The organism is Methanocella conradii HZ254, from assembly GCF_000251105.1.
GTDB classification, from domain to species: Archaea; Halobacteriota; Methanocellia; order Methanocellales; family Methanocellaceae; genus Methanocella; species Methanocella conradii.
Map to the genome: position 1 here is coordinate 2,180,657 of NC_017034.1, position 21,745 is coordinate 2,202,401.

The following is a 21,745-nucleotide window of genomic DNA, read 5'->3' on the forward strand; positions in this document are numbered from 1 at the left end:
AGGGTTTTACTATGGGGTGTGAAGTGTGGACTCACTGGCCAGGGAGACGATAGTAAGCGAGATATACAGGGAAGGCTATGCAAAAAAGATAAGCTTGCTCCTGGCCCTTATCGCTTTATTGGTGGCCGCTTCTATTTATTCCATTACGGCAGGCTCGGCCAGCGTTAGCCTGGAAGACGTCGGCCTATCTCTCGGCGGGGCGCTATCCACCCTTATCAATGGAATCCTGGCCTTTTTTGACCATTTTATCCCCTGTGGATACCGCATTCCAGTGATGGCTCCACACAGCGACATCGCGAGCGTCATCGTGGTTAACATGCGCGCGCCCCGCATTCTCCTGGCAATCCTGACGGGCATGAGCCTCGCCGTGGCCGGGGTGGTCATGCAGGGCATCCTCAGAAACCCGCTCGTAAGCCCCTTCACGCTAGGCCTCGCCTCGGCCTCATCTTTTGGGGCGGCGCTCATGATAGTCATGGGCGTATACATCGCCCTTCCATTCATTCCAGGCGACTCTTCAGTGGTCATCAGCGCCTTCGCATTCGGATGCGCGAGCATGGCGCTAATATATGGCGTATCCAGGATGAGGGGGACGAGCCAGGCCACGCTAATACTCTCAGGCGTCGTCATAGGATACATATTCCAGGCTGGCGTTCTCGTCCTGAAATATGTATCCAACAATGAGAAGCTTAAGGACCTCGTGGTATGGCTCATGGGCGGGATGTGGAGCGCAAGCTGGGATACCATCATCATCCTCGCCCCGATTACCATCTTCTGCATGGCCGCCATGTGGCTTATGGCCTGGAACCTGAACGCGCTGGCCGCGGGCGACGATATAGCGAAAAGCCTGGGCATCAGGGTGGAGCGCCTGAGGCTGCTCTGCCTGTTCATCACGACGCTCGCCGCTTCTAGCTGCCTGGCATTCACGGGCGTAATCGGCTTTATCGGGCTTATGGCGCCACACATCTGCCGCATGCTAATAGGCAACGATCACAGGTACCTCATACCGTGCTCCGCCCTCATGGGCGCAATAATACTAACGGTCTCCGACACTTTTGCCCGGACCATCATGAGCCCGATTGAGATACCGGTGGGCATAATCATGTACATCATAGGAGGCGTGTTTTTCCTCTACCTCATCTTGAGGGGCAAGGAAAGCCACATCTATTAGGGGTGAAGGGCGTGAGGATAAGGCTGGACAACGTCGGGGTTGAATATGGGAAGTATAAGGCTGTGGACGGCGTGTCCTTCGAGGTTGGACCCGGGGAGGTGCTCAGCATAGTGGGGCCTAATGGCTCCGGAAAGAGCTCCATCATAAAGTGTATTGCACAGGTCCTAAAGCCGTCCACGGGCAAGGTCTACCTGGACGGGCGTGACATCTCGAGCATTGACCTCAACGAGATAGCGAAGCTAGTTGGCTATGTTCCGCAAAACTTTCACTACCTGTTCTTCTCCAACGTCATGGAGACAGTCCTGCTCGGAAGAAAGCCTCACATCAGGTGGCGCGTCACGCAAAAGGACCTTGACGTCGTCCAGCGGGCGCTGGACATGATGGGTATAGCCCACATGGCGGGGAAGTTCATGGACGAGCTGAGTGGCGGGGAAAAACAAAAGGTGTACATAGCCAGGACGCTTGCACAGGAGCCGCAGCTATACCTGCTGGACGAGCCCACCAGCAACCTGGACCTTAAGCACCAGATTGAGGTGCTGGAGATAACCCGGCGGCTCACATACGAAAAGAACGCTTCCATGATAGTGGCCCTTCATGACCTCAACCTCGCCTTGAGGTATTCTGACAGGGTCGCCATGATGAACCGTGGCCGCCTTTACGCCTATGGCAAGCCCGAAGACGTCCTCACCATACAAAACATAAACGACGTGTACGGTGTTGAGACGTTCATCATAGAAAGCGATTATGGCAGGTACATCGTACCGATCCGCGCAAAATGAACGTCTTAATTTTATCAATACATGATATATAAAAACATGGTATGAGCCTAAAAGAGATGATGGAAGAGATAGAGAGCCAGCGCCGACGAGGCAAGTTCAGGGGCGCGGAAAACCTGCTCCGCATCGAGCAAAGGCGTGCCGAGCTCGAAGGCAACGACCCTTACTATCACTTCTTTGGGGGGGTGCTCCTATACTATTTTAATTTCTCGAAGGACGCCTACTTGAACTTGAATAACGCGCTGCTAACCGAGGACTATGACGTCTTTTATGTTATAAAGTATAAGGGCATCATTTGTATGGATATGGGGAAATATGATAGGGCCCTGGAATTGTTTCAGAAGGCGCTGGAGGTCGCGGAGGAAGCCGGCGATAAGGGATGGATAGCCTCCATGCTTAATGCCATCGGGAACGTTTACACGAGGACGGGAAAGTATGATAAAGCGCTCGAATCGTATTCCAGCGCCCTTAAGGCAGCCCTGGAGTCAGAAAACATGGAATGGATGGCGACGAGCCTCTGCAACGTCGGCGTGGCGCACAATAACTTAGGGGACTATAAAGGCTCTGTAAAGTTTTTCGAGGACTCGTACGAGGTGTCCAGGCAGATCGACGATAAGTATGGCCGGCGGGTATGCTTGAATAACCTGGGCAGCGTATACAATAACATGGGAAACCATGAGGAGGCGCTGAGGCTGTTCGAGGAGGCGAGAAAGTACGCAGAGGAGATCGACGATAAGTACGGGCTCCGCGTGGTCTATAATAACCTCGGCTTCACCTATCGCACGCTTGGCGACCTGAAGCGTGCCCTGGAGTGCTACGAGCTTGCGTTGACCATCGCCAGGCAGATTGGCGACGACCAGGGGGCGAACGTCGCAAAATACTGGATACTTGCCATATACGATGAGCTCCACGAGAAGGCTCCGCACGCTAAGAAAGCTTAATTAGCGGTCCACATATAGTATATAGGGGGCCTTATCGATGTTTAACCTGCTAAAGAGCGTAATTGGCGGCAATAAGAAAGCAGGGCTACCTATCGAATTGCCCGAAGCCTTCCCCTTAGATGGCACCGAAGTCGAGACGGCACCACGAGCCGAATGCTCACATAAGCCAGACCATATTAAGGCGGACGTCAACCACACCGGCCACATGCGAGTATTCGCGGCAAGCGATGAGGAGGCATCTGCCCTTGAGGCAGAAGCGATGAGGCATGTGCGGGGTAAAAAGACCGTCTTTTATGGGGAAACGGCTGTATCCGCTTACATTTCCGGCCCCCCACCCCTGAGGCTCATCACGATCACTAAGAACGGGGATAAGCTGTGCACATACCCATTTTTCAATCTAGGAAAGCCCTTGGAAGCCAGGATTACAGGCATCACCGAGTGCCGTAACGGCTACGAGGGCCAGCTAGAGATATTCACAAAAGGCTCGACGCTGTCTTTTTTTGACGTGATGTACTTTAAGAATAAGAATCTTTATTATCCAGGAAAAGAGGTCAAAGTGGCGCTCTCGGGCATAGCATACGTGCTCGCAAGGGCGGGGGACGCGTCAGACAACGATCTGGCCATCCAGTATGAGAACGGCGACGTCGATGACTACGTTTTTAGGGGAATAGTAAAGGAAGTCCTGGAATTTGAAGCGTTAGGCGGCAAGGCCCGGGCCGTTGAGGTGCCTCTCCGGGCCAGCGCCGACTCGGCCATAGAAATCCATATGTGTGTCACGCAAAACGTGCTAAACGAAAAACTAAGAAAGGGCGACTACGTGAGCGGCATCATGTGGCTGCACGGCCTCGTTTTATGAAAAGCCTTATAGGGACATACCGCAATAATACTGCGAACACATAGGGCCTTTAGGGGTGTCATAATGGATTTTAGGGCGATAGAAAATAAGTGGCAAAAGCGTTACGAGGAAACAAAGGCCTTCGAGCCGTCCGTGGAGCCGGGAAAGCCGAAGTACTTCGTTACGTACCCGTATCCATACATGAATGGGTATTTCCATATTGGAAGGGCTTTCAGCGGCCTGAGGGCGGAAGTGCTCGCCCGCTATAAGCTCATGCAGGGCTTTAACGTCCTCTTCCCGTTCGCCTTCCACTGTACGGGCACCCCGATAGTGGCGGCCGCCGAGAGGATAGCTGAAGGAGAGAAGAAGCAGATAGAAATACTCAAGAGGGCGGGGATACCCGAGGAGGAGATACCTAAGTTTGCCGACCCCGTCTACTGGACCCAGTACTTCTCCAAGGCGACGAGGGAGGACCTAAAAAGAGTGGGCGCCGCCATCGACTGGTCCAGGGCTTTCATCACCACTTCGCTTAACCCGCACTATGACTCTTTCATTAAGTGGCAGTTCAGGAAGCTAAAGGAAGGGGGCTACGTGGTCATGGGCGAACACCCCGTCGTGTGGTGCCCGCACTGTAAGTCGCCGGTTGGCGACCATGGGCGCCTCGAAGGCGAGGGCGTAACCCCCGAGGAGATATACCTCATCAAGTTCAGGCTTGGCGAGACAATCCTGCCGTGTGGCACCTACAGGCCTGAGACGGCCTATGGCGTCACCAATCTATGGCTGAACCCCGACGTAACTTACATAAGGGCAAAGGTGAACGACGAGGAGTGGCTGGTCTCAAAGGAGACCCTGGATAAGCTGGCCAACCAGAAGTATGTGGCCAGCTTCATCGAGGAGGTTCGGGGCAGGGATTTGATTGGTAAGATGGTGCTTAACCAGGTGACTGGCATGGAAGTGCCCATATTGCCGGCCGTCTTCGTGGACCCTGCCGTAGGCACTGGAGTCGTCATGTCCGTTCCCGCCCACGCGCCCTACGACTACGCCGCCCTCCGTGACATCGAGAATGACCCGGCCAGGTTTGGGCTTACCCCTGACGTCATAAGCGGCATCAAGCTCATCCCCCTTATAACCATAGAGGGCTTCGGGAAGTTCCCTGCGAAGGAGATAGTGGAGCGGATGAACATCAAGGGCCAGGACGACCCGAAGCTTGAGGAAGCCACTAAGGAGATATACAAAAAAGAGTTCCACACAGGAGTCTTGAATGAAAATTGCGGCAAGTACGCGGGCCGTAAGGTCATGGATGCCAAGCTGGAGCTGGTAAGCGATTTCGTCCATAGCGGCAAAGCAGCCATATTCTACGAGCTCCCCCAGCAGGTAGTCTGCCGCTGCCTAACTAAGTGTGTGGTAAAAATCGTATCTGACCAGTGGTTCTTGAACTATAGTAACCCTATCTGGAAGGCCCAGGCGCATAAGGCGCTGGATGCGATGGCGCTATACCCTGATAAGGTGCGCAAGCAGTTCGAATACGTGCTGGACTGGCTGAAGGACTGGGCGTGTACCAGGGAGTATGGCCTCGGGACAGAGCTTCCCTGGGATAAGCGGTGGGTCATCGAGTCCCTCTCAGACTCCACCATTTATATGGCCTACTATACCATCTCAAAATACCTTCAGGACCCGGCGCTGGGGATTAGGCCAGAGCAGCTATCCGACGAGTTCTTCGACTTCGTGTTCCTGGGGAAGGGCACCGCTGACGAGGTCTCTAAAAAGACCGGCATCGAGCAAGGCTTGATACTGAAGATGAGGGACGAGTTTGAGTACTGGTATCCCTTTGATATGAGGTGTAGCGGTAAGGACCTGGTGCAGAATCATCTGTCTTTCTGCATTTTTAATCATACTGCCATTTTCCCGGAGAGGCATTGGCCGAGAGGCATGAGCGTCAACGGCTTTCTACAGCTTGACGGGCAGAAGATGTCGTCGAGTAGGGGTAACGTCTATACCCTCAGGCAGGTCCTCGACATGTATGGCGCTGATGCCACGAGGCTCACGCTCATGTATGGCGGGGAGGGCCTGGAGGACCCGAACTGGGATAGCGAGTTCGCCAGGACGGCCTGGTCTAAGCTGGCGCAGTGGTACGACTTCGCCATCGAGAACTATGGCAAGGGCCGGGATGATGTGAAGTACATAGACCGTTGGCTCGAATCCGTGGCCACTAAGTCGATAAAGCTCACCAGGGAGGCCATGGATGCCATGAACTTCAGGACTGCCATCCAGCGTGGCTATTTCGACATGCAGCGCTACCTGAGGTGGTATATACGCAGGTCTCCGGTGCCGAATAGAAGGATAATATCCTGGTTTATAGAGGCTCAGACCAAGATTCTCGCTCCTTTCACCCCCCACATTTGCGAAGAGATATGGGAGAAGCTGGGCGGAAGCGGATTCATAGCGAAGGCGCCGTATCCCACCTGGGATGAGAAGAAGATAGCCGATGAGACGATAGAGAGGTCTGAGGACTTCCTCCGTAAGGTGATAGAGGACATCCAGGAGATCATCACGGTTGCTAACCTTTCCGAGGCCAAGGATGCCTATATCTACACCTCTGAGGAGTGGAAGTATAAGGCTTTGCAGCTTGCGACTGGCAAGAACATGGGCGATGCCATGAAGGCCGTGATGGCTGACCCGGAAATGCGGAAGCATGGCAAGGAGGTCAGCCGGTACGTGCAGAAGGTGGTCAGCGAGCGGCTTGTCCCGAGTGGAGTAGACGAGGCCGCCGTCCTTAACGAGGCTAAGGACTTTATAGCCAGCGAGATAGGCATGAACGTCCACATTAACTCTGAGTTTGACCCGCAGGGTAAGAGGAAGCACGCCATCCCCGGCCGTCCTGCCATATTCATTCAATCATAGTGTGCCGCCTGGCACCGTTAGGTATATATTCCAGGAATAACTATGAAGTGCTGCTGTTGGGCACGTAGATCAGGGGTAGATCGCTTCCTTGGCATGGAAGAGGCCTCGGGTTCAATTCCCGACGTGTCCACTGTCTATAAATAATAGCTTGAGTTTGTTGTTTCTTCCTAGCGGGTCGACGCCCCGCTGATGCGGGGCTACTCGGCGTTTTGGGTTCTCCGATGTCGGGGCCGGGCTTGCACCCCGATCGAATTGACATCAGGAAAAATTGGCATCCTAGTTTATATTGAACTTATTTGAAAATACAGTGGTTATATTTGATTTATACATATATTTAGGCTCTAAATACCCTATTTTAGTGCTAATTAAGGTAGTTAATTGTTATTAGAATAATATATAATTCCCATCTTTGAGGCCGTGGTGTAATATCTAAAACCCTTATCTACAACAATCACAAAGGATATATTCCGATTATTACACAACTTAGTAAAAGGAGTTTCTCCAATGGACATCCCACGCATCTTTAACATTACAGAAAGTGCTCACCGCATCCATAACCCGTTCACACCAGAAAAGCTCGCCACTCTCGGCGCGGCGCTGCGCCTGGAACCGGGGACTCGTGTGCTCGACCTCGGCAGCGGTTCGGGCGAGATGCTGTGCACCTGGGCACGCGATTACGGGATCATTGGCGTCGGCATCGACATGAGCCAGTTGTTCACCGAGCAAGCGAACCTCCGCGCTGAAGAACTCGGAGTCGCCGATCGAGTCGAGTTCATCCACGGCGACGCTGTCGGCTACGTCGCCGACGAAAAGGTCGGTGTGGCAGCCTGTCTCGGTGCCACGTGGATCGGTGGGGGAGTCGCCGGCACCATCGAGCTTCTGGCGAAGAGTCTCCGCTCCGGAGGAATCATCCTCATCGGCGAGCCCTACTGGCGGCAGTTACCACCGACGGAAGACGTTGCCAGGGGATGCTTGGCCAATTCTATCTCCGACTTTCTCACGCTTCCAGACCTTCTCGCGTCTTTCGGCGACCTCAACTACGACGTTGTGGAAATGGTTCTGGCTGACCAAGAATGCTGGGATAGGTACGAGGCGGCCAAGTGGCTCACCATGCGCCGATGGCTCGAAGCGAATCCCGACGACGACCTCGCGAAAGATGTTCGAGCCAAACTGACTTTAGAACCAATACGCTACGCCGCGTACACGCGTAAATACCTTGGATGGGGCGTGTTCGCGCTGATGGCGCGGTGATGTGAGGCAGAGCCGGGATATTCGGCGGATTATCAACGGATGGGGCGGCTGAGCTACACTCGGTAGCTCGTCGAAATGTGAGTTCATCTTTAATTACCGAACACCCAAGCAACAACTCGAAACGTTGAGGCTAGAGGAGGTATAAAACTCTCACGGTTGTAACCATACTCCAGTAAACGGACAAGAAACCCGACCATGGCTTCTCGAAGAACAAAAATTAGTGGGTCCGACGATCTTCCAAGGATAGTTTTATAACCTGAAAGCGTTTATTCTATTCATTAACTTTTCAGCGAGCGGAGGTTTAATGCACTTCATATCCATCGCAGACTTGAGTGTCGAGGAGGCTAATGAGATACTCGACGTGGCGGACCGCCTCAAGAAAGAGAGGAGAGATGGTGTCGTCAGGGATTACCTGAAGAACAAGAGCCTGGCCATGATTTTCGAGAAGTCGTCAACTAGGACGAGGGTGTCGTTTGAGGTTGGGATGACTGACCTGGGAGGGCATGCCCTATACCTTGACCCGGTGACGATGCAACTAGGAAGGGGAGAGACAATAGGGGATACTGCCAGGATATTGTCAAGGTATGTGCATGGCATCATGATAAGGGCTAAGAGCCATTCTACCGTAGTGGAGATGGCCAGGAATGCCACGGTGCCAGTGATAAATGGCCTGGATGACCTGGAGCACCCATGCCAGGTGCTTGCCGACCTGATGACGATAAGGGAGCGTAAGGGGCGCATTAAAGGCCTCAAGCTGGCGTGGATAGGCGATGGAAACAACGTCTGCAACTCTCTAGTACTCGCCTCTGCCATGATGGGCATGCGGATGAGCGTGGCATGCCCGCCGGGGTATGAGCCCGATGAAGGCATTGTGGAACGTGCAAGGGCCATGAGAGGCCAAATCGAGATCATGCGAAACCCGAAGGACGCGGCTGAAGGGGCGGACATACTGTATACGGACGTGTGGGTCTCAATGGGGGATGAGGCAGAAAAAGATAAAAGGCTAAAGGACTTGAGGGGTTACCAGATAAACATGGGCCTGGTGAAGCTGGCGGATAAGGATTGTATAGTTTTGCATTGTCTGCCCGCTCATCGGGGCGAGGAGATAACAGAGGACGTAATCCAGTGTGAGAACTCCGCCATCTTTGATGAGGCCGAAAACAGGCTGCACGCACAGAAGGCATTACTGGTTAGGCTGCTTGGTAAGGATGTCTGAGCGCAGGACAATAGACCACCCCGCCTGGAAGGGCGCCAACTCCCTCTGGACATGGCACATAGATAGGAACCCGTTGAGGGTTGCCCTTAACTTTTTGCTGCTCCAGGTAGTCAGGTATAGCCCTTCGCTTCAGCTTAAGATTGACTGTATGCGCCTTATGGGCGTTAAGGTTGGCGAGCGCGTCTCGATGGCCCTTGAGGCTACCGTGGACATATTTTTCCCCGAGCTTATCGAGATAGGCGAGAATTCGATAATCGGCTATCGTGCTACCATTTTGGCCCATGAGTACTTGATTGATAGGTATAGGACTGGTAGGGTCGTGATCGGCAAAAACGTGCTTGTTGGGGCTAATTCCACGATATTGCCCGGGGTTACAATAGGCGATGGCGCCGTAATCTCGGCGTGCTCGCTCGTAAACAGGGATGTGCCTGCGGGCGCATTCGTGGGCGGGGTGCCGGCAAAAATAATTGAGAGGGAAAACGGTGTTTAACCCGGTAAAAACGGTTGTAGGCCTCGTGTATGGCGACCGGCGCCTTCTAGCGCTCGTTATGCTAATCAACGTCGCCGGCTCGGCCTTTGGCCTTTACTATTACCGGGACCAGCTTATGATGACGCCCTGGTATTACTGGCTTTTCGTGCCGGACTGCCCGCTTTATACGTTCTTCATGATATTCGCCCTCCTCTTTATTATGATGGGCAAGCGTTTTGATACGTTTAATACCATCACGGCGGTTGGCCTGGCGATGTATGGCACATGGACCATGCTGGTCCTCATCTACTTCGGAGAGGCCTTCTTTGCCCCTGAGAACGCGCTCATGTCATCGGCGCTCTGGATATCGCACCTTGGCATGGCCCTGGAAAGCATATTTCTCCTACCATATATCAAAAAAGCCAGAATCGCCTCATGGCTCATCGCTGGCGCCTGGCTCCTGCTTCAAGGCTTCATGGACTACTTCGTGCCCTTCATGTATAACGGCCAGGCAATGCGCCTCCACCCGCTGGCCATCATGGAATACTATACAAGAGGCATGAGCAGCTTTCCCGTACTAGAAGCAAAGCTCGACACGATGATGTACGTGACGCTCGCCATGACAGTAATCTTCATAGCCCTCATATACATCTTATCGAGAAACTGGGCATTTACGATGAAAGAGCCGGTGCACGGCGCTAAAAAGAGCGAGATTTAAAAGCTTATGGTGGCCTCGACCCAGACCTTCTTATCATGGTCGATGCGCACAAGCTTAAGATTTTTTATGGATATGTGGGCGAAGCTGGACGGCGTAAGCTTTGTCATGATTTCTCCGCTCTCCATGCTCCTGTATAGCTCTCGTATAACGTCCTCACCCTCTCTTAAAATGATAGCATGCGTCTCTACCGTCATAGCGTCTACCTACCCTGGTGTTATGGCAAAATGTATAATATACTTTACCGCTTTTAGCCTTTTTGCCACGCAAACATTTATGTATGACAGGCGGCATTATAAATCGAGGCATGCGGGGATTGCCAAGCCAGGTCAAAGGCGCAGGGCTTAGGACCCTGTCTCGTAGGAGTTCGTGCGTTCAAATCGCACTCCCCGCACTTTTAAACGCCAGACTCCCCCTCCACAAATAGTTGAAACCGGCATCATCTAGGATGTCTTAGCCTATAGAAACCATTATGCTATCATCGAATAAAGAATAACAAATCAGTGAGTATAGGCTAGATGATCTAAATGGTGGGCGCTTCTTCAACAAAAAGCGAAAGCGGACAACAGCAAAGTCCGGCTACTACGCCTTTCGAAATCGCAAAAAACAACGTAAGCGGCCTGGTCGAAAAGTATAATCAGATGGTTGCCAGCGGACGCCTCAAACACTATAATGAAGAGAACACCAAGAAGGATTTTATAACCCCTCTCTTCCGGTATCTTGGCTGGGATGTCGAGAACATTAAAACTCCGGATGAGGTGACTAATGAGGATAAGGTCTCAAAGGGCAGGGTAGATTATGCCTTTCGTATCAATGGTATCCCAAAATTCTTTTTGGAGGCGAAGGCGTTAAATAAAGGCCTTAACGAGGGCGAGGATGCGCTTCAAGCCATCAACTATGCCTGGCATAAGGATACGGCATGGGCAGTATTAACCGATTTTAAGACGCTTATCATATATAATGCCGAAGTGAAGGGCAAGGACCTGTCCGATGCCCGGTTCATCATTCTAACATGTGACCAGTTTATCGACCAGTTCCATAAATTGTGGTGGCTCTCAAAACCGGCATTTATTGAGGGCTTGCTGGATAAGGAGGCCTTGAGCTGGGGCAAGAAGCTACGAAAAACCAAGGTTGGGGATCAGCTTCTTCAGGAATTGATGGTTTACCGAGAGCTATTATCTAAGGATATCTTGAAGAATAACTCTAATAAGAATTTGTCCGAGGAGGAAATCGATGAGGCGGTACAGCGTATCATTGACCGGCTCATCTTTATCCGCACTACGGAGGATAGGCAGATAGAGGCCCCGATGCTCAGGCCTATTATAAGGGAAATCAAGGAGAGAAAGCGCGGCAACTTTACAAAACAGCTTAATGGCATCTATCGATATTATGATTCTTACTATAATAGTAAGCTGTTTATGCGTCACCTCTGCGAGGACCTTGAAATTAGCGATGAGGTTATGATAAAGGTCGTTGAGGGGCTTTATGAGAGTAAGGAGAGCTTTACAAATTATGACTTTTCCGCCATCGATGCCGACGTGCTCGGTAACATATACGAGCAGTACCTGGGGCATATCTTGAGGAAAACGCAGAAACGGGCTAAGATTGAGAGTAAGGAGACTCATAGGAAGGAGCAGGGCATCTATTATACTCCGACTTATATTGTTGATTATATCGTGCGTAACACGGTTTGTGAGGCGTTGAAGAATAAGAAGCCCTATGAAGTGGATCACATTAAGATTTTGGATATGGCATGTGGCTCTGGCTCTTTCCTGATCAAGGCTTTTGATGTTCTAAATGAATACTATCGTCTTCGCGATAAAGACTATGCGCAGACTAAAATGGATATTGATAATGGCGTCTCTAATGATACGTGGAAGATTACTCGTAAGTCAAACATTTTGAGGAAAAACCTTTATGGGGTGGATCTTGACCCTAAAGCCGTCGAGATCGCTCAGCTTAACCTCTTGTTGAAGGCCGCCGAGTTCAAATATCGTCTGCCGGATTTGCAGGAGAACATTAAATGTGGTAACTCAATACTTTCGGAGGCTGTTTTGGAGCCGTCGGTAAAGCCTGAATCCCCGGAGGCTACTAAACCATTTGATTGGAATAAAGAGTTTCCAAATATAATCTTTAATGGCGGCTGGGACGTAATTATCGGAAACCCGCCCTACGTTAGGCAAGAAGAGCTTTCTGAGATTAAGCCGTATTTGCAGGCTAATTTTGAGTCTTACCACGGCATGGCTGACCTGTTCGTATATTTCTTCGAGAGAGCAATGAGCCTTTTGAAGAGTGGCGGCTATCTTGGAATTATTGTCTCTAATAAATGGCTTAAAGCCGGGTATGGGGTTAATCTTCGGAAGTTTTTGGGTCAGTATTGGATCGAGCAGTTCATTGATTTTGGGGATTTACAGGTCTTTGAGGGGGCGACAACATACCCATGTATCATTATTATTCGTAAAATAAAGAAACCAAATCCCAAGATCATTGTATGTAATGTAAAAACTTTAAATTTCGAATCCTTGTCAAATTATGTAAAAGAAAATGGATTTACTTCAGATCAAAGAAATCTCGATGAGAATGGATGGAATTTTTCAAATGATATTGTCTCAGGAATAATTTCAAAAATAAATAATAAGTGTATACCTCTTAGAGATTATGTAGATAACCAAATCTATTATGGTATAAAAACAGGATTTAATGAAGCCTATATTATTAAAAATGATAAAAGAAATGAGTTAATAGCAAAAGATCCTAATAATAAAGAAATAATAGTGCCGTTTGTATCCGGTGAAGAGATTAAGCGGTATGGCATCGAATCAAAAGGATATTATATAATTCTTGCAAAGATAGGTGTCGATATATCAAAATATCCTCTTATATTTGAGCATTTATCAAAATATAAAAAACAACTTGAAAATAGGACTGATCAGGGTGAAAAATGGTATGAGTTAAGAGCCTGCTCATATTATGATATTTTTACAAAGCCAAAAATAATGTTTAGCGAAGTACAGGTTTCCCCTAAATTTACGTTCGATGATAAAGGATATTATGCAAATAAAACAATATTCTCAATACCATCGGATGATAAGCAACTTTTAGCTATTTTAAATTCAAAAATGGCATGGTTCCTCATTCAAAATTATTGCAACAGAGTGAGAGGTGGGTATATACTAAGCTGGAAATACCTTGGAAAAATACCGATACCAATGGAAAAATCTCCAGAGCTTCAACAGCTCGCTGAAAAAATGCTACAATTGAATGAACGTCTAATTAATCTTAAAGGAAAGCAAACGGATGAAAGAATTCGCATTGAAAAAGAGATAGAAGAGACAGATAAAAGAATAGATGAGATTGTCTATGATTTATATGGGTTAAATGAGGAGGAACGGCAAATAGTAGAAGAATCTATAAAATAAAAATGACTTATTTATTAATTGTATCAGGAGAAATCTTTTCTTCATTAAGGCAATCCATTGATACAGATTGTTTTTCATATCCATGTACCTGCTTAAAAGTATCTTGAATCGCTTGTAATAATCGTTTTTCAGTTTCATATCTATGACGATACCAGTCCGTTGACCAAACCCGATGGATTCTCCAGCCCATTTTAACTAATATTTGCTGCCTTAATCTATCCCTCTCCCTTGCTACTGTACAAGAATGGTATTTTGCACCATCACATTCTATTCCCATCAAATATAATCCAGGATTCTCAGGGTCCACAATTGCTATATCTATTCTGAATCCGGCACAGCCCACCTGTTTCTTAACGTTATAGCCATTGTTTTTTAAGAATTCATATACTGATTCTTCAAATTCTGATTCACTTTCACCCCCTGTCGGCATGTCTGAGGTTAATACCCTATTTTCCGCATATTCCAAAAACACTTTAAGAGCTTTCAAGCCAAAAGATGAATTTTCTTTGAGCTGTAAATCTTTCGCCTTGAAATTAGAAAATACGACACATTTTTCCCTTGCTCTAGTTATAAGAACGTTTAAACGTCTTTCCCCTCCTTCTTGATTTAATGGCCCAAAATTTAATGACATTTTTCTATTTTCATCAAACCCAAAACCGATACTAATAAATATTACATCTCTCTCATCACCCTGGATAGTCTCAAGGTTCTTCACAAAAAAGTGCTCATGCCTATCGCTCTTGAAATATTCCTCCATTTCAGGGTGAAGTTGCAACTGTATTTCCAATTCATCTAAAATGGCTTGTTGTTGTTTTATGTTAAACGTGCCTACACCTAAACTTTTATTTGGAAATTTTTTATAGTGATCAAAAGCGGCTTTCACAACTGCCTTAGCTTCATCCCGATTTATTGAACTTCTTCCCCTATCATATACTGTATCTGGCAAGTAAACAAGTTTTAATCCAAGACCATCAGATTGATTAATAGGAGAGGGATATATTAATAATCTATTATTATAAAATTCTTGATTTGAGACTGCTATTAATGATTCGTGTTTACTCCTATAGTGCCATCTAAGCATTTTAGTGGGGAAACTACGTTTACATTGATGCAGGATACTTTCAATATCACTTAAGCTATCTACATTTTCTTCATCATCCACTTCATCATCAGCTTCAATAATATTATCAAAAAAACTTGTCGGTGGTAACTGTTTGCTATCCCCTATTATTACAGCCTGCTTACCTCTAAATAATGCTCCTAAAGCATCTTCAGGCTTTACCTGGCTTGCTTCATCAAATATTATTACATCAAATTTTATTTTATTTGGTTCGAGGAATTGAGCAATTGATAGGGGGCTCATCATAAAACAAGGTTTAATATCTTGTATTATATTACCTGCATTCAAAAGAAGCTTTCTTATTGGCATGTGTCCACGTTTTCTATTGAATTCTTTTAATAATATTTTATATCCATCGGAATTCTTCAATTTATTTAATTTATTAGATATTATCTGACAAAGTTCATTTTTCAATCTTTGCCTATTTTTTAAAATTAAATAATAATCTAATCTTGCAAATTCAGCAATTTTACTTTCATGTATACTACCATTGAAGTTTAAAAGAATTGGGCGTTCTAGATAGATTAAACGTAATATTTCATCATATAAATTGCCTTTGAAACAATAAATTATATCTGCCGGGTCAATGTAATCTGATTCTACATATTTTAAAATAGGCTCAGCAACCGTCTTTCTACATTCATTTCTCAAAGAAATATATTGTGACCATCTAGAAATTTTCCATGTATTCTTCTTCCATAATTCTAATTTTATATCAATGTCGCTAAAAGCTACCTTATCTATGGTAGTTCCATGTATTATTTTTACATTTGCTCCAATTTTTTTATATAATTTATTACGAGCATCTATAAATTTAATCAATGAATGCTCGGACATTTCAACTAGTTTTATGGTTTCTTTATCATCTACTATACTAGATAATTTTTCTATTATATCATTTGTGATGATTCCTTCAAGCAACTTTTGTCTAAAAAGTACTATCCAATTAAGGAAATCTCTAAGCTCATTTACATTACTAGATTCTGCAATCCATAATTGTCCAAATAATGCTCTGGCGCTTTCATCAATTTGCTTAAGTTGATTGATACTATTTTTATAATCTATAATTTTTTCCAAATCATTTATTATTTTTTTATCATTTATTTCCGGACTAACTTTATAAAAATTTTTAATTTCTTTTTTTAACTTATAATATTTGGGATTGATGATTTTTAATATACTATATGATATATTTTTATAATCTTGATATATTGTTTTTAAATCTTTATCTAAAACTTTTTCATCGAATTTTTTTAAAATTTCCATTTTCTTCGTCTGTACAATTACAATATCTTTGATAAATTGTTCTGCTTGTTTATTTTGTTTATTCCAATCAGGATTTAATAATAGACTTTTATCCGTAACTTTGGCATCCAAAATAATTTTAGCGGCTGAAATTGCATTAAATGCCCTTTCTTCATTTGTTGGTTTTATTATACTCATACATTGAGAAAGATGTCTAATATTATTATTCAAGTCATCTAATGATCTTTTACATTCATCAATTAATGCTATTATTTCATCTTCATCGCCTGGCATAATTATGCCAGGATCACAATCTTTCCATGGATTATTATATAAAGGTTTAACATGGTCTAAATGTTTTGATAGATTTGTTAATGCATATACTGCATCATTAATTTGTTTTTCTGTTATACTGCTTGCACTACTAGCATTTAAAATATTAATCCTTGGCATTAATCGGCCAACTTTTTTATAATATGCTTTTATTTCTTCTTGTAAATTAAACAATTTATAAGGAGTATAGCCAAGATTGCCGAATGGCTCTCTCAATGCTTTTACATAAGAATTGAGCTCATTTTTATAGTATAATAGTTGTTCGAATTCATTATTTTCTGATATCAGTTGTGGATGACATTTTTCAATTGTATTTTTAAGTTCTATTATCACATCTTTTTTATTTGTTTTCCTACTATGAAGCTCAAGGCAAAAATCTCCTAATCCTACATCGTCTAATCGCTGTTTTACTACCTCCAATGCAGCCATCTTTTCACTGACAAAAAGTATTTTTTTGTCTCTGGCAATTAATTCGGCAATCATATTTACAATAGTCTGTGATTTGCCTGTACCTGGAGGGCCTTCAACTACCATGCTATAACCTTTTTTAACATCTTCTATAACTGCAATTTGTGAAGGATCCGCATCTACGACATGATATACCGATTTTTCAGATAGGACATTATCAACCTCCTCTTCCGGAAATCCTTTGTAGGATGCATAATTATTAGATGGATTAAAAATTTCATTCAGTAAAGGGTTAGATGATAGAGAATTATCCGCTCGCCATAGTGTGGGATTTAAATCCATATACATAACAAATTTTTTGAAACTAAAAAATCCTAGGTATATATCAAAATTTACGCGCCAACCCTTCATATTTGATATCGACATCTTTACCGATTCGAAGTAATTATCAATGCCTTTTTTATTATCCGGCATTTCAAAATCAGGGAGATCGACTTCTTGCTCTTTAAGTTTTGATTGTAATGATACGTTAGTTATAATTTCTTCGTTATTCCACTTTATTTTATATTGATTTGCTACTTTATATCTTTCTAATTCAACAGGGATTAATATCAAAGGAGCTTTGTTATAATATTCAGAATTTGGGGATTCGCTCCATTCTAAAAATCCTAGCGCTAAATATAAAATCGAGTAGCCTTGCTCTTCAATAAAAGCTTGAGTTTTTTGATATATTCGTAAAAGATTATTTCGAAAATCTTCTTCTGATAAAGGCGTTCTAATAATATATTGTGTGCTATCTTCTATAGAATTGTTATGCGATAATGAATTATTAGTGAGATTCGCATCGGGGTTCGATTCGATATTTTTTTCATTATTTTGTACTTTTTTTGGTTTAATTTTTATTATTTTCTCATCAATTACCAGGATCTTATACAAATCAGCGGGATTTTCATCGATTATTTTTATTGACTGTAATTTTGTTGGTTTAAAATTTAAAAGCTTATTATTTAACGTTAGATCTAATAAATTTTTACGAGCATCCAATAGTTGTTTCTCTATATTAATCAAAGTAAACCCCCAATCATTTACAATTTTTATTTATTAGGATTTCTCTCAATATAATACTTTTGAAATAGATATTTTATTCGTAAGTACCACATTCAATCGATTAATGCCGTCTTCCCGCGCTTGGTCTTTTTTCATTATGGTGGTTTTTGGTTGTTTGTTGTCTTGTTGGTGTTTACGTTTGGGCGTGGTTTAAACGATGTTTTTGTTGAGAAAAAAGCTTTTTCAGGGTTTTTGATAGCGTCTGCTAGCCGAAGTTTATGACTGGGCGTGTGGATACTCGGAGGACGAGGCCAGTCATACATTCTAGTAGGAGTTTTACCATTTTTCCCAGTGTCCTTTAATTTGTTGCATAATGGTATGTTAGTAGTTTTTTCCAGGTCCATGGTTTAACTGCCAGTCCTTCTATCATTGCGGGCGTCTTTTTGCATTTTAATTGGTGTATGAGGTTCCAGACGAACTGGAATAGGGCGAGAGTGTCGTGTAGTCTCGGCGCTTTTTTTTTGTAAATCCTTTTCCTTTCCTGACGAGCCTTGAAAGAAAGTTTCGGAGTATGCTATTATAGTTCTCGACGTTATATGTCTCGATGCCATTCAGGAATGGGTTTCCCATCAACGCCATTTTTTCCTTGCCCACGCCCCTGCCGTTAAACCCCTTCTTAACAACACGCACATAAAAATAATACCATTAAATCACGGACACTGGGGAAAAATTGTAAAATTATATGATAAAAAAGATTAGGGTTAGCGTCGCTAAGCCGATGGTTCGTCTTCTTATTAGCTTGCCCCGAAGGGCAATCGAACTTGGGGGGTCCACGAGGGGGGCGGAGCGAAGCGAAGCCCCCCTTCAGTCACTAGATTTAGAAGATGTGGTGTTTAACCATCCATTATCTCAAAGAAGCCCCCCTTCAGTCACTAGATTTAGAAGATGTGGTGTTTAACCATCCATTATCTCAAAGAAGCCCCCCTTCAGTCACTAGATTTAGAAGATGTGGTGTTTAACCATCCATTATCTCAAAGAAGCCCCCCTTCAGTCACTAGATTTAGAAGATGTGGTGTTTAACCATCCATTATCTCAAAGAAGCCCCCCTTCAGTCACTAGATTTAGAAGATGTGGTGTTTAACCATCCATTATCTCAAAGAAGCCCCCCTTCAGTCACTAGATTTAGAAGATGTGGTGTTTAACCATCCATTATCTCAAAGAAGCCCCCCTTCAGTCACTAGATTTAGAAGATGTGGTGTTTAACCATCCATTATCTCAAAGAAGCCCCCCTTCAGTCACTAGATTTAGAAGATGTGGTGTTTAACCATCCATTATCTCAAAGAAGCCCCCCTTCAGTCACTAGATTTAGAAGATGTGGTGTTTAACCATCCATTATCTCAAAGAAGCCCCCCTTCAGTCACTAGATTTAGAAGATGTGGTGTTTAACCATCCATTATCTCAAAGAAGCCCCCCTTCAGTCACTAGATTTAGAAGATGTGGTGTTTAACCATCCATTATCTCAAAGAAGCCCCCCTTCAGTCACTAGATTTAGAAGATGTGGTGTTTAACCATCCATTATCTCAAAGAAGCCCCCCTTCAGTCTTAGAAGTAGAAGATATGGTATAAAACCATCCATTAAATCAAATAAGATATCCAGAAAAATATCATAAAATGTGGGGCTGAAGGGATTTGAACCCCTGATCGACGGGTCTCTCCGATGATTGGGAATTACACCCGAGAGCACTCAAATCAGCGCTCCAACGGCTCCTCACAAGCCACTCCGTCGAGCGGCCTCAGCAGACCCGTTGCTCATCACATTCCAAAAGCCCGTTAGGGCTTACCACCGCTGGAGCCCGTCGCCATTCCTGGCTTGGCCACAGCCCCACACAACGCTAATATCAAACTACCAAACTAATATATATTCTTATCCGTTTTCAGCGGGCCCGGTGGGATTTGAACCCACGACCCCCGGCTTAGAAGGCCGGTGCTATATCCAAACTAAGCCACGAGCCCAGTCGGCCTTTTTCATAAAAGACATGGTAACGTATATATGTTACGGTCGAAGATCACAAAAAACATTAAAAGGCTAGGCGACGGCCTCCTGCGCCTGCATCTGCCTTATCCTCGGCAACACCTGGCTACCATATTTAACGATAAAGTCCATCTGATCAGGGCCCGCCGAGTGGAAGAAAAGGTGCGTAAAGCCCATATCAATATACTTACGGGCAAGCTCAACGTGATCATCAGGGTCTGTTGATATACAAGTCTTTTTGAGTATAGTGTCCATGCCCACTACCGAGCCATTCAGCTCCGACATCTTCGGGGTATACAAGTTAAGGTTAAACATGGCGGGCACCATAGCGCCTGCCCAATACTTTTTAAAGCAGTCTATTGCAGCGTTTCGGTCATCTGTATAGGCTACGCTAAGCTCGATCAGGCGAGGCATAGAACTAGGGTTCCTGCCTATCTCATGCGCTCCCTTCTCGAAATTCCTCACTATCTGCTTTGCATTTTCAGGGCCATTGGCCACTGTTATCAGACCATCACCATGCATGCCTGCAAACCCGGCGCTCTCAGGAACCAGAGACGATACGTATATCGGTATCCTCGAGAGGGGAGGCGTATAAAGCCTGGCCCTACGAGTCCTATAATAGTCGCCGTTAAACGTCACCTCGCCACCCTTCCAGAGTTCCCTTATGAGATGTATCGCCTAGGCCATCATCGCCCGCCGCTCAGGATAATCGGGCCAGGAGCCGGTAGCCGAGTACTCGTTCAAGGCCTCACCAGTGCCCACGGCCAGGTAGGTGCGACCTGGTGCGAGGTTATCTATTGTGGCGGCGGCCTGAGCTATTATGGCGGGGTGATAGCGCAGGATGGGGCAGGTAACGCCAGGGCCTAGCTCGATGCTTCTGGTCTTCACCGCCGCAGCCCCAAGCCAGGCCCAGGTAAAGCAAGAATGGCCATGCTCTGACCATGGGTGAAAGTGGTCGCTGACGTCCACCGTCTCGAAGCCAGCCTTCTCCGCCGCGACGACGTAGTCCAGAAGCTCCGCCGGCTGATACTGCTCCGGTCCCGCCTTCCATCCAAGCTTCAGCATAATCGTATTACCTCGCTAAAGCTGCCTTAAACGTATAAAAATAAAAATGATGCTAAAAATGAGAGCGCAACTATGCTAGTTCTTTACGTACATGAATGCTTCTGCCCACGACTTTTTATCCAGGGTGAACGCCCTGACCTTCACCCTCCTATACAAGCCCTCCCCGATCCCCTCATAATGGTCAAGCGTCCGCAGCTCCTGGGCAGTGATGCCCGATAGAAGCACACCCCTTATGCTCGACCCTTCATCCCTCTCGGCGTTCTGGTAGCCCACCGACTCATCATAAAATTGTCTATAGCCGCTCACCTTTGCGGGGTGCATCTCAGGTATGCGCTTGATGAGGCTATTAAGGCGAGCCCTATCCATCAAGGTGCCATACACGAAAACGTTAAAAACATCGCTTGAAATTCCGCTCATCTGGCCTCACAATACGTTACTTCTATGACCTCCACGTGTATTGGCTCGTATAAGCCTACGCGCTCGATGCTCTTTATCTTGCCGAGAGAGTAAAAGGAAAGCTGGGCACGGGCAGACATGGACTCGACCTCCTCGCTCTGGCCGGGGGAACTAAAGAAGACGTGCTGCATGCGAGTATCAAAAGCCTTTATAGTCGCTATACACCCGCAAAGGCCGGGGGCGAGGTCCGATGGGGAGGCATCCACAAGAAACACCCTGTCACCTGCGCTCAACTCGGAAAAGGCGAGCACGTTATTGGCGCTATGAAACTCAAAGGTACGGACACGCCTGCGCGAAAGCTCATTAAGGGCATCCCTGCTAAGGCCGGTTAATGCTACTAGACGCATG

Annotated in this window: 15 protein-coding genes, 4 tRNA genes and 1 pseudogene; 12 read left to right on the forward strand and 8 right to left on the reverse strand. The window is 45.8% G+C overall.

Annotated features, from left to right (window positions below; all coding sequences use genetic code 11):
* The first annotated feature begins 25 nt into the window (after positions 1-25).
* The 10 genes from MTC_RS11445 (at position 26) to MTC_RS11490 (ending at position 10,275) form a co-directional block, all read left to right on the forward strand.
* Complete coding sequence (locus tag MTC_RS11445) at positions 26-1,168, forward strand: FecCD family ABC transporter permease (protein ID WP_014406858.1); 1,143 nt, start codon at positions 26-28, stop codon at positions 1,166-1,168.
* A gap of 11 nt (positions 1,169-1,179) precedes the next feature.
* Positions 1,180-1,947 carry an ABC transporter ATP-binding protein gene (locus MTC_RS11450; protein WP_014406859.1) on the forward strand — a complete coding sequence of 256 codons (768 nt, stop codon included), beginning with the start codon at positions 1,180-1,182 and terminating at the stop codon, positions 1,945-1,947.
* A 41-nt stretch (positions 1,948-1,988) separates the two neighbouring features.
* Positions 1,989-2,885, forward strand: a complete 897-nt coding sequence (locus MTC_RS11455; protein ID WP_048189393.1) for a tetratricopeptide repeat protein — start codon at positions 1,989-1,991, stop codon at positions 2,883-2,885.
* Positions 2,886-2,922: 37 nt separating this feature from the next.
* Positions 2,923-3,741, forward strand: coding sequence for a hypothetical protein (locus tag MTC_RS11460; RefSeq protein WP_014406861.1), 819 nt, complete (start codon positions 2,923-2,925; stop codon positions 3,739-3,741).
* A gap of 63 nt (positions 3,742-3,804) precedes the next feature.
* Complete coding sequence (gene leuS, locus MTC_RS11465; RefSeq protein ID WP_014406862.1) at positions 3,805-6,621, forward strand: leucine--tRNA ligase; 2,817 nt, start codon at positions 3,805-3,807, stop codon at positions 6,619-6,621.
* Between the two features lie 58 nt (positions 6,622-6,679).
* Positions 6,680-6,751 (forward strand) — tRNA-Ala (locus MTC_RS11470).
* Between the two features lie 374 nt (positions 6,752-7,125).
* Complete coding sequence (locus MTC_RS11475) at positions 7,126-7,872, forward strand: SAM-dependent methyltransferase (protein WP_014406863.1); 747 nt, start codon at positions 7,126-7,128, stop codon at positions 7,870-7,872.
* Positions 7,873-8,176: 304 nt separating this feature from the next.
* Positions 8,177-9,088, forward strand: coding sequence for an ornithine carbamoyltransferase (argF, locus tag MTC_RS11480; RefSeq protein WP_014406864.1), 912 nt, complete (start codon positions 8,177-8,179; stop codon positions 9,086-9,088).
* A complete protein-coding gene (locus MTC_RS11485) occupies positions 9,081-9,578 on the forward strand; it encodes an acyltransferase (RefSeq protein WP_014406865.1) in 498 nt (165 codons plus the stop codon). The genes argF and MTC_RS11485 overlap by 8 nt, the downstream gene beginning before the upstream one ends.
* Positions 9,556-10,275 (forward strand): DUF1405 domain-containing protein, encoded by a 720-nt coding sequence (locus tag MTC_RS11490; RefSeq protein ID WP_237705908.1) that lies wholly within the window; start codon positions 9,556-9,558, stop codon positions 10,273-10,275. Before MTC_RS11485 ends, MTC_RS11490 begins: the two co-directional genes overlap by 23 nt.
* On the opposite strand, the gene MTC_RS11495 is transcribed toward MTC_RS11490, so the two are convergent.
* The gene (locus tag MTC_RS11495; protein ID WP_014406867.1) at positions 10,272-10,469 is read right to left on the reverse strand and encodes a hypothetical protein; all 198 of its coding nucleotides are present in this window, start codon (positions 10,467-10,469) and stop codon (positions 10,272-10,274) included. The genes MTC_RS11490 and MTC_RS11495 overlap by 4 nt on opposite strands.
* A 112-nt stretch (positions 10,470-10,581) precedes the next feature.
* On the opposite strand from MTC_RS11495, the gene MTC_RS11500 reads away from it, so the two are divergent.
* Together MTC_RS11500 and MTC_RS11505 are read left to right on the forward strand one after the other, a co-directional pair.
* Positions 10,582-10,666 (forward strand) — tRNA-Leu (locus tag MTC_RS11500).
* 133 nt (positions 10,667-10,799) lie between these two features.
* Positions 10,800-13,691: an Eco57I restriction-modification methylase domain-containing protein gene (locus tag MTC_RS11505; RefSeq protein WP_014406868.1), complete on the forward strand. Its 2,892-nt coding sequence runs from the start codon at positions 10,800-10,802 to the stop codon at positions 13,689-13,691.
* Positions 13,692-13,698: 7 nt separating this feature from the next.
* Here the strand turns inward: MTC_RS11505 and MTC_RS11510 are convergent, their stop codons facing one another.
* The 7 genes and pseudogenes from MTC_RS11510 to MTC_RS11535 all read right to left on the reverse strand — a co-directional run bounded on the left by MTC_RS11510 (position 13,699) and on the right by MTC_RS11535 (position 21,744).
* Positions 13,699-17,865, reverse strand: coding sequence for a DUF4011 domain-containing protein (locus MTC_RS11510; protein WP_014406869.1), 4,167 nt, complete (start codon positions 17,863-17,865; stop codon positions 13,699-13,701).
* Between the two features lie 429 nt (positions 17,866-18,294).
* A complete protein-coding gene (locus MTC_RS13505) occupies positions 18,295-18,534 on the reverse strand; it encodes an IS1 transposase (protein ID WP_014406870.1) in 240 nt (79 codons plus the stop codon).
* 984 nt (positions 18,535-19,518) lie between these two features.
* A tRNA-Trp gene (locus tag MTC_RS13230) sits at positions 19,519-19,728 on the reverse strand.
* Positions 19,729-19,782: 54 nt separating this feature from the next.
* A tRNA-Arg gene (locus MTC_RS11520) sits at positions 19,783-19,857 on the reverse strand.
* A gap of 73 nt (positions 19,858-19,930) precedes the next feature.
* Positions 19,931-20,941 (reverse strand): annotated as a pseudogene (locus MTC_RS11525) (TIGR03557 family F420-dependent LLM class oxidoreductase).
* A 75-nt stretch (positions 20,942-21,016) separates the two neighbouring features.
* Positions 21,017-21,358, reverse strand: a complete 342-nt coding sequence (locus MTC_RS11530; RefSeq protein WP_014406871.1) for a gamma-glutamylcyclotransferase family protein — start codon at positions 21,356-21,358, stop codon at positions 21,017-21,019.
* Positions 21,355-21,744, reverse strand: a complete 390-nt coding sequence (locus tag MTC_RS11535) for a DUF473 domain-containing protein (protein WP_014406872.1) — start codon at positions 21,742-21,744, stop codon at positions 21,355-21,357. The genes MTC_RS11530 and MTC_RS11535 overlap by 4 nt, the downstream gene beginning before the upstream one ends.
* Position 21,745 lies beyond the last annotated feature (1 nt).

Bases quoted from the DNA above. Each gene is read 5' to 3' on its own strand.
- MTC_RS11455 (WP_048189393.1), top strand. From the start codon at position 1,989: ATGAGCCTAAAAGAGATGATGGAAGAGATAGAGAGCCAGCGCCGACGA.
- MTC_RS11460 (WP_014406861.1), top strand. From the start codon at position 2,923: ATGTTTAACCTGCTAAAGAGCGTAATTGGCGGCAATAAGAAAGCAGGG.
- leuS (WP_014406862.1), top strand. From the start codon at position 3,805: ATGGATTTTAGGGCGATAGAAAATAAGTGGCAAAAGCGTTACGAGGAA.
- MTC_RS11475 (WP_014406863.1), top strand. From the start codon at position 7,126: ATGGACATCCCACGCATCTTTAACATTACAGAAAGTGCTCACCGCATC.
- argF (WP_014406864.1), top strand. From the start codon at position 8,177: ATGCACTTCATATCCATCGCAGACTTGAGTGTCGAGGAGGCTAATGAG.
- MTC_RS11485 (WP_014406865.1), top strand. From the start codon at position 9,081: ATGTCTGAGCGCAGGACAATAGACCACCCCGCCTGGAAGGGCGCCAAC.
- MTC_RS11495 (WP_014406867.1), bottom strand. From the start codon at position 10,469: ATGACGGTAGAGACGCATGCTATCATTTTAAGAGAGGGTGAGGACGTT.
- MTC_RS11505 (WP_014406868.1), top strand. From the start codon at position 10,800: ATGGTGGGCGCTTCTTCAACAAAAAGCGAAAGCGGACAACAGCAAAGT.
- MTC_RS11530 (WP_014406871.1), bottom strand. From the start codon at position 21,358: ATGAGCGGAATTTCAAGCGATGTTTTTAACGTTTTCGTGTATGGCACC.
- MTC_RS11535 (WP_014406872.1), bottom strand. From the start codon at position 21,744: ATGCGTCTAGTAGCATTAACCGGCCTTAGCAGGGATGCCCTTAATGAG.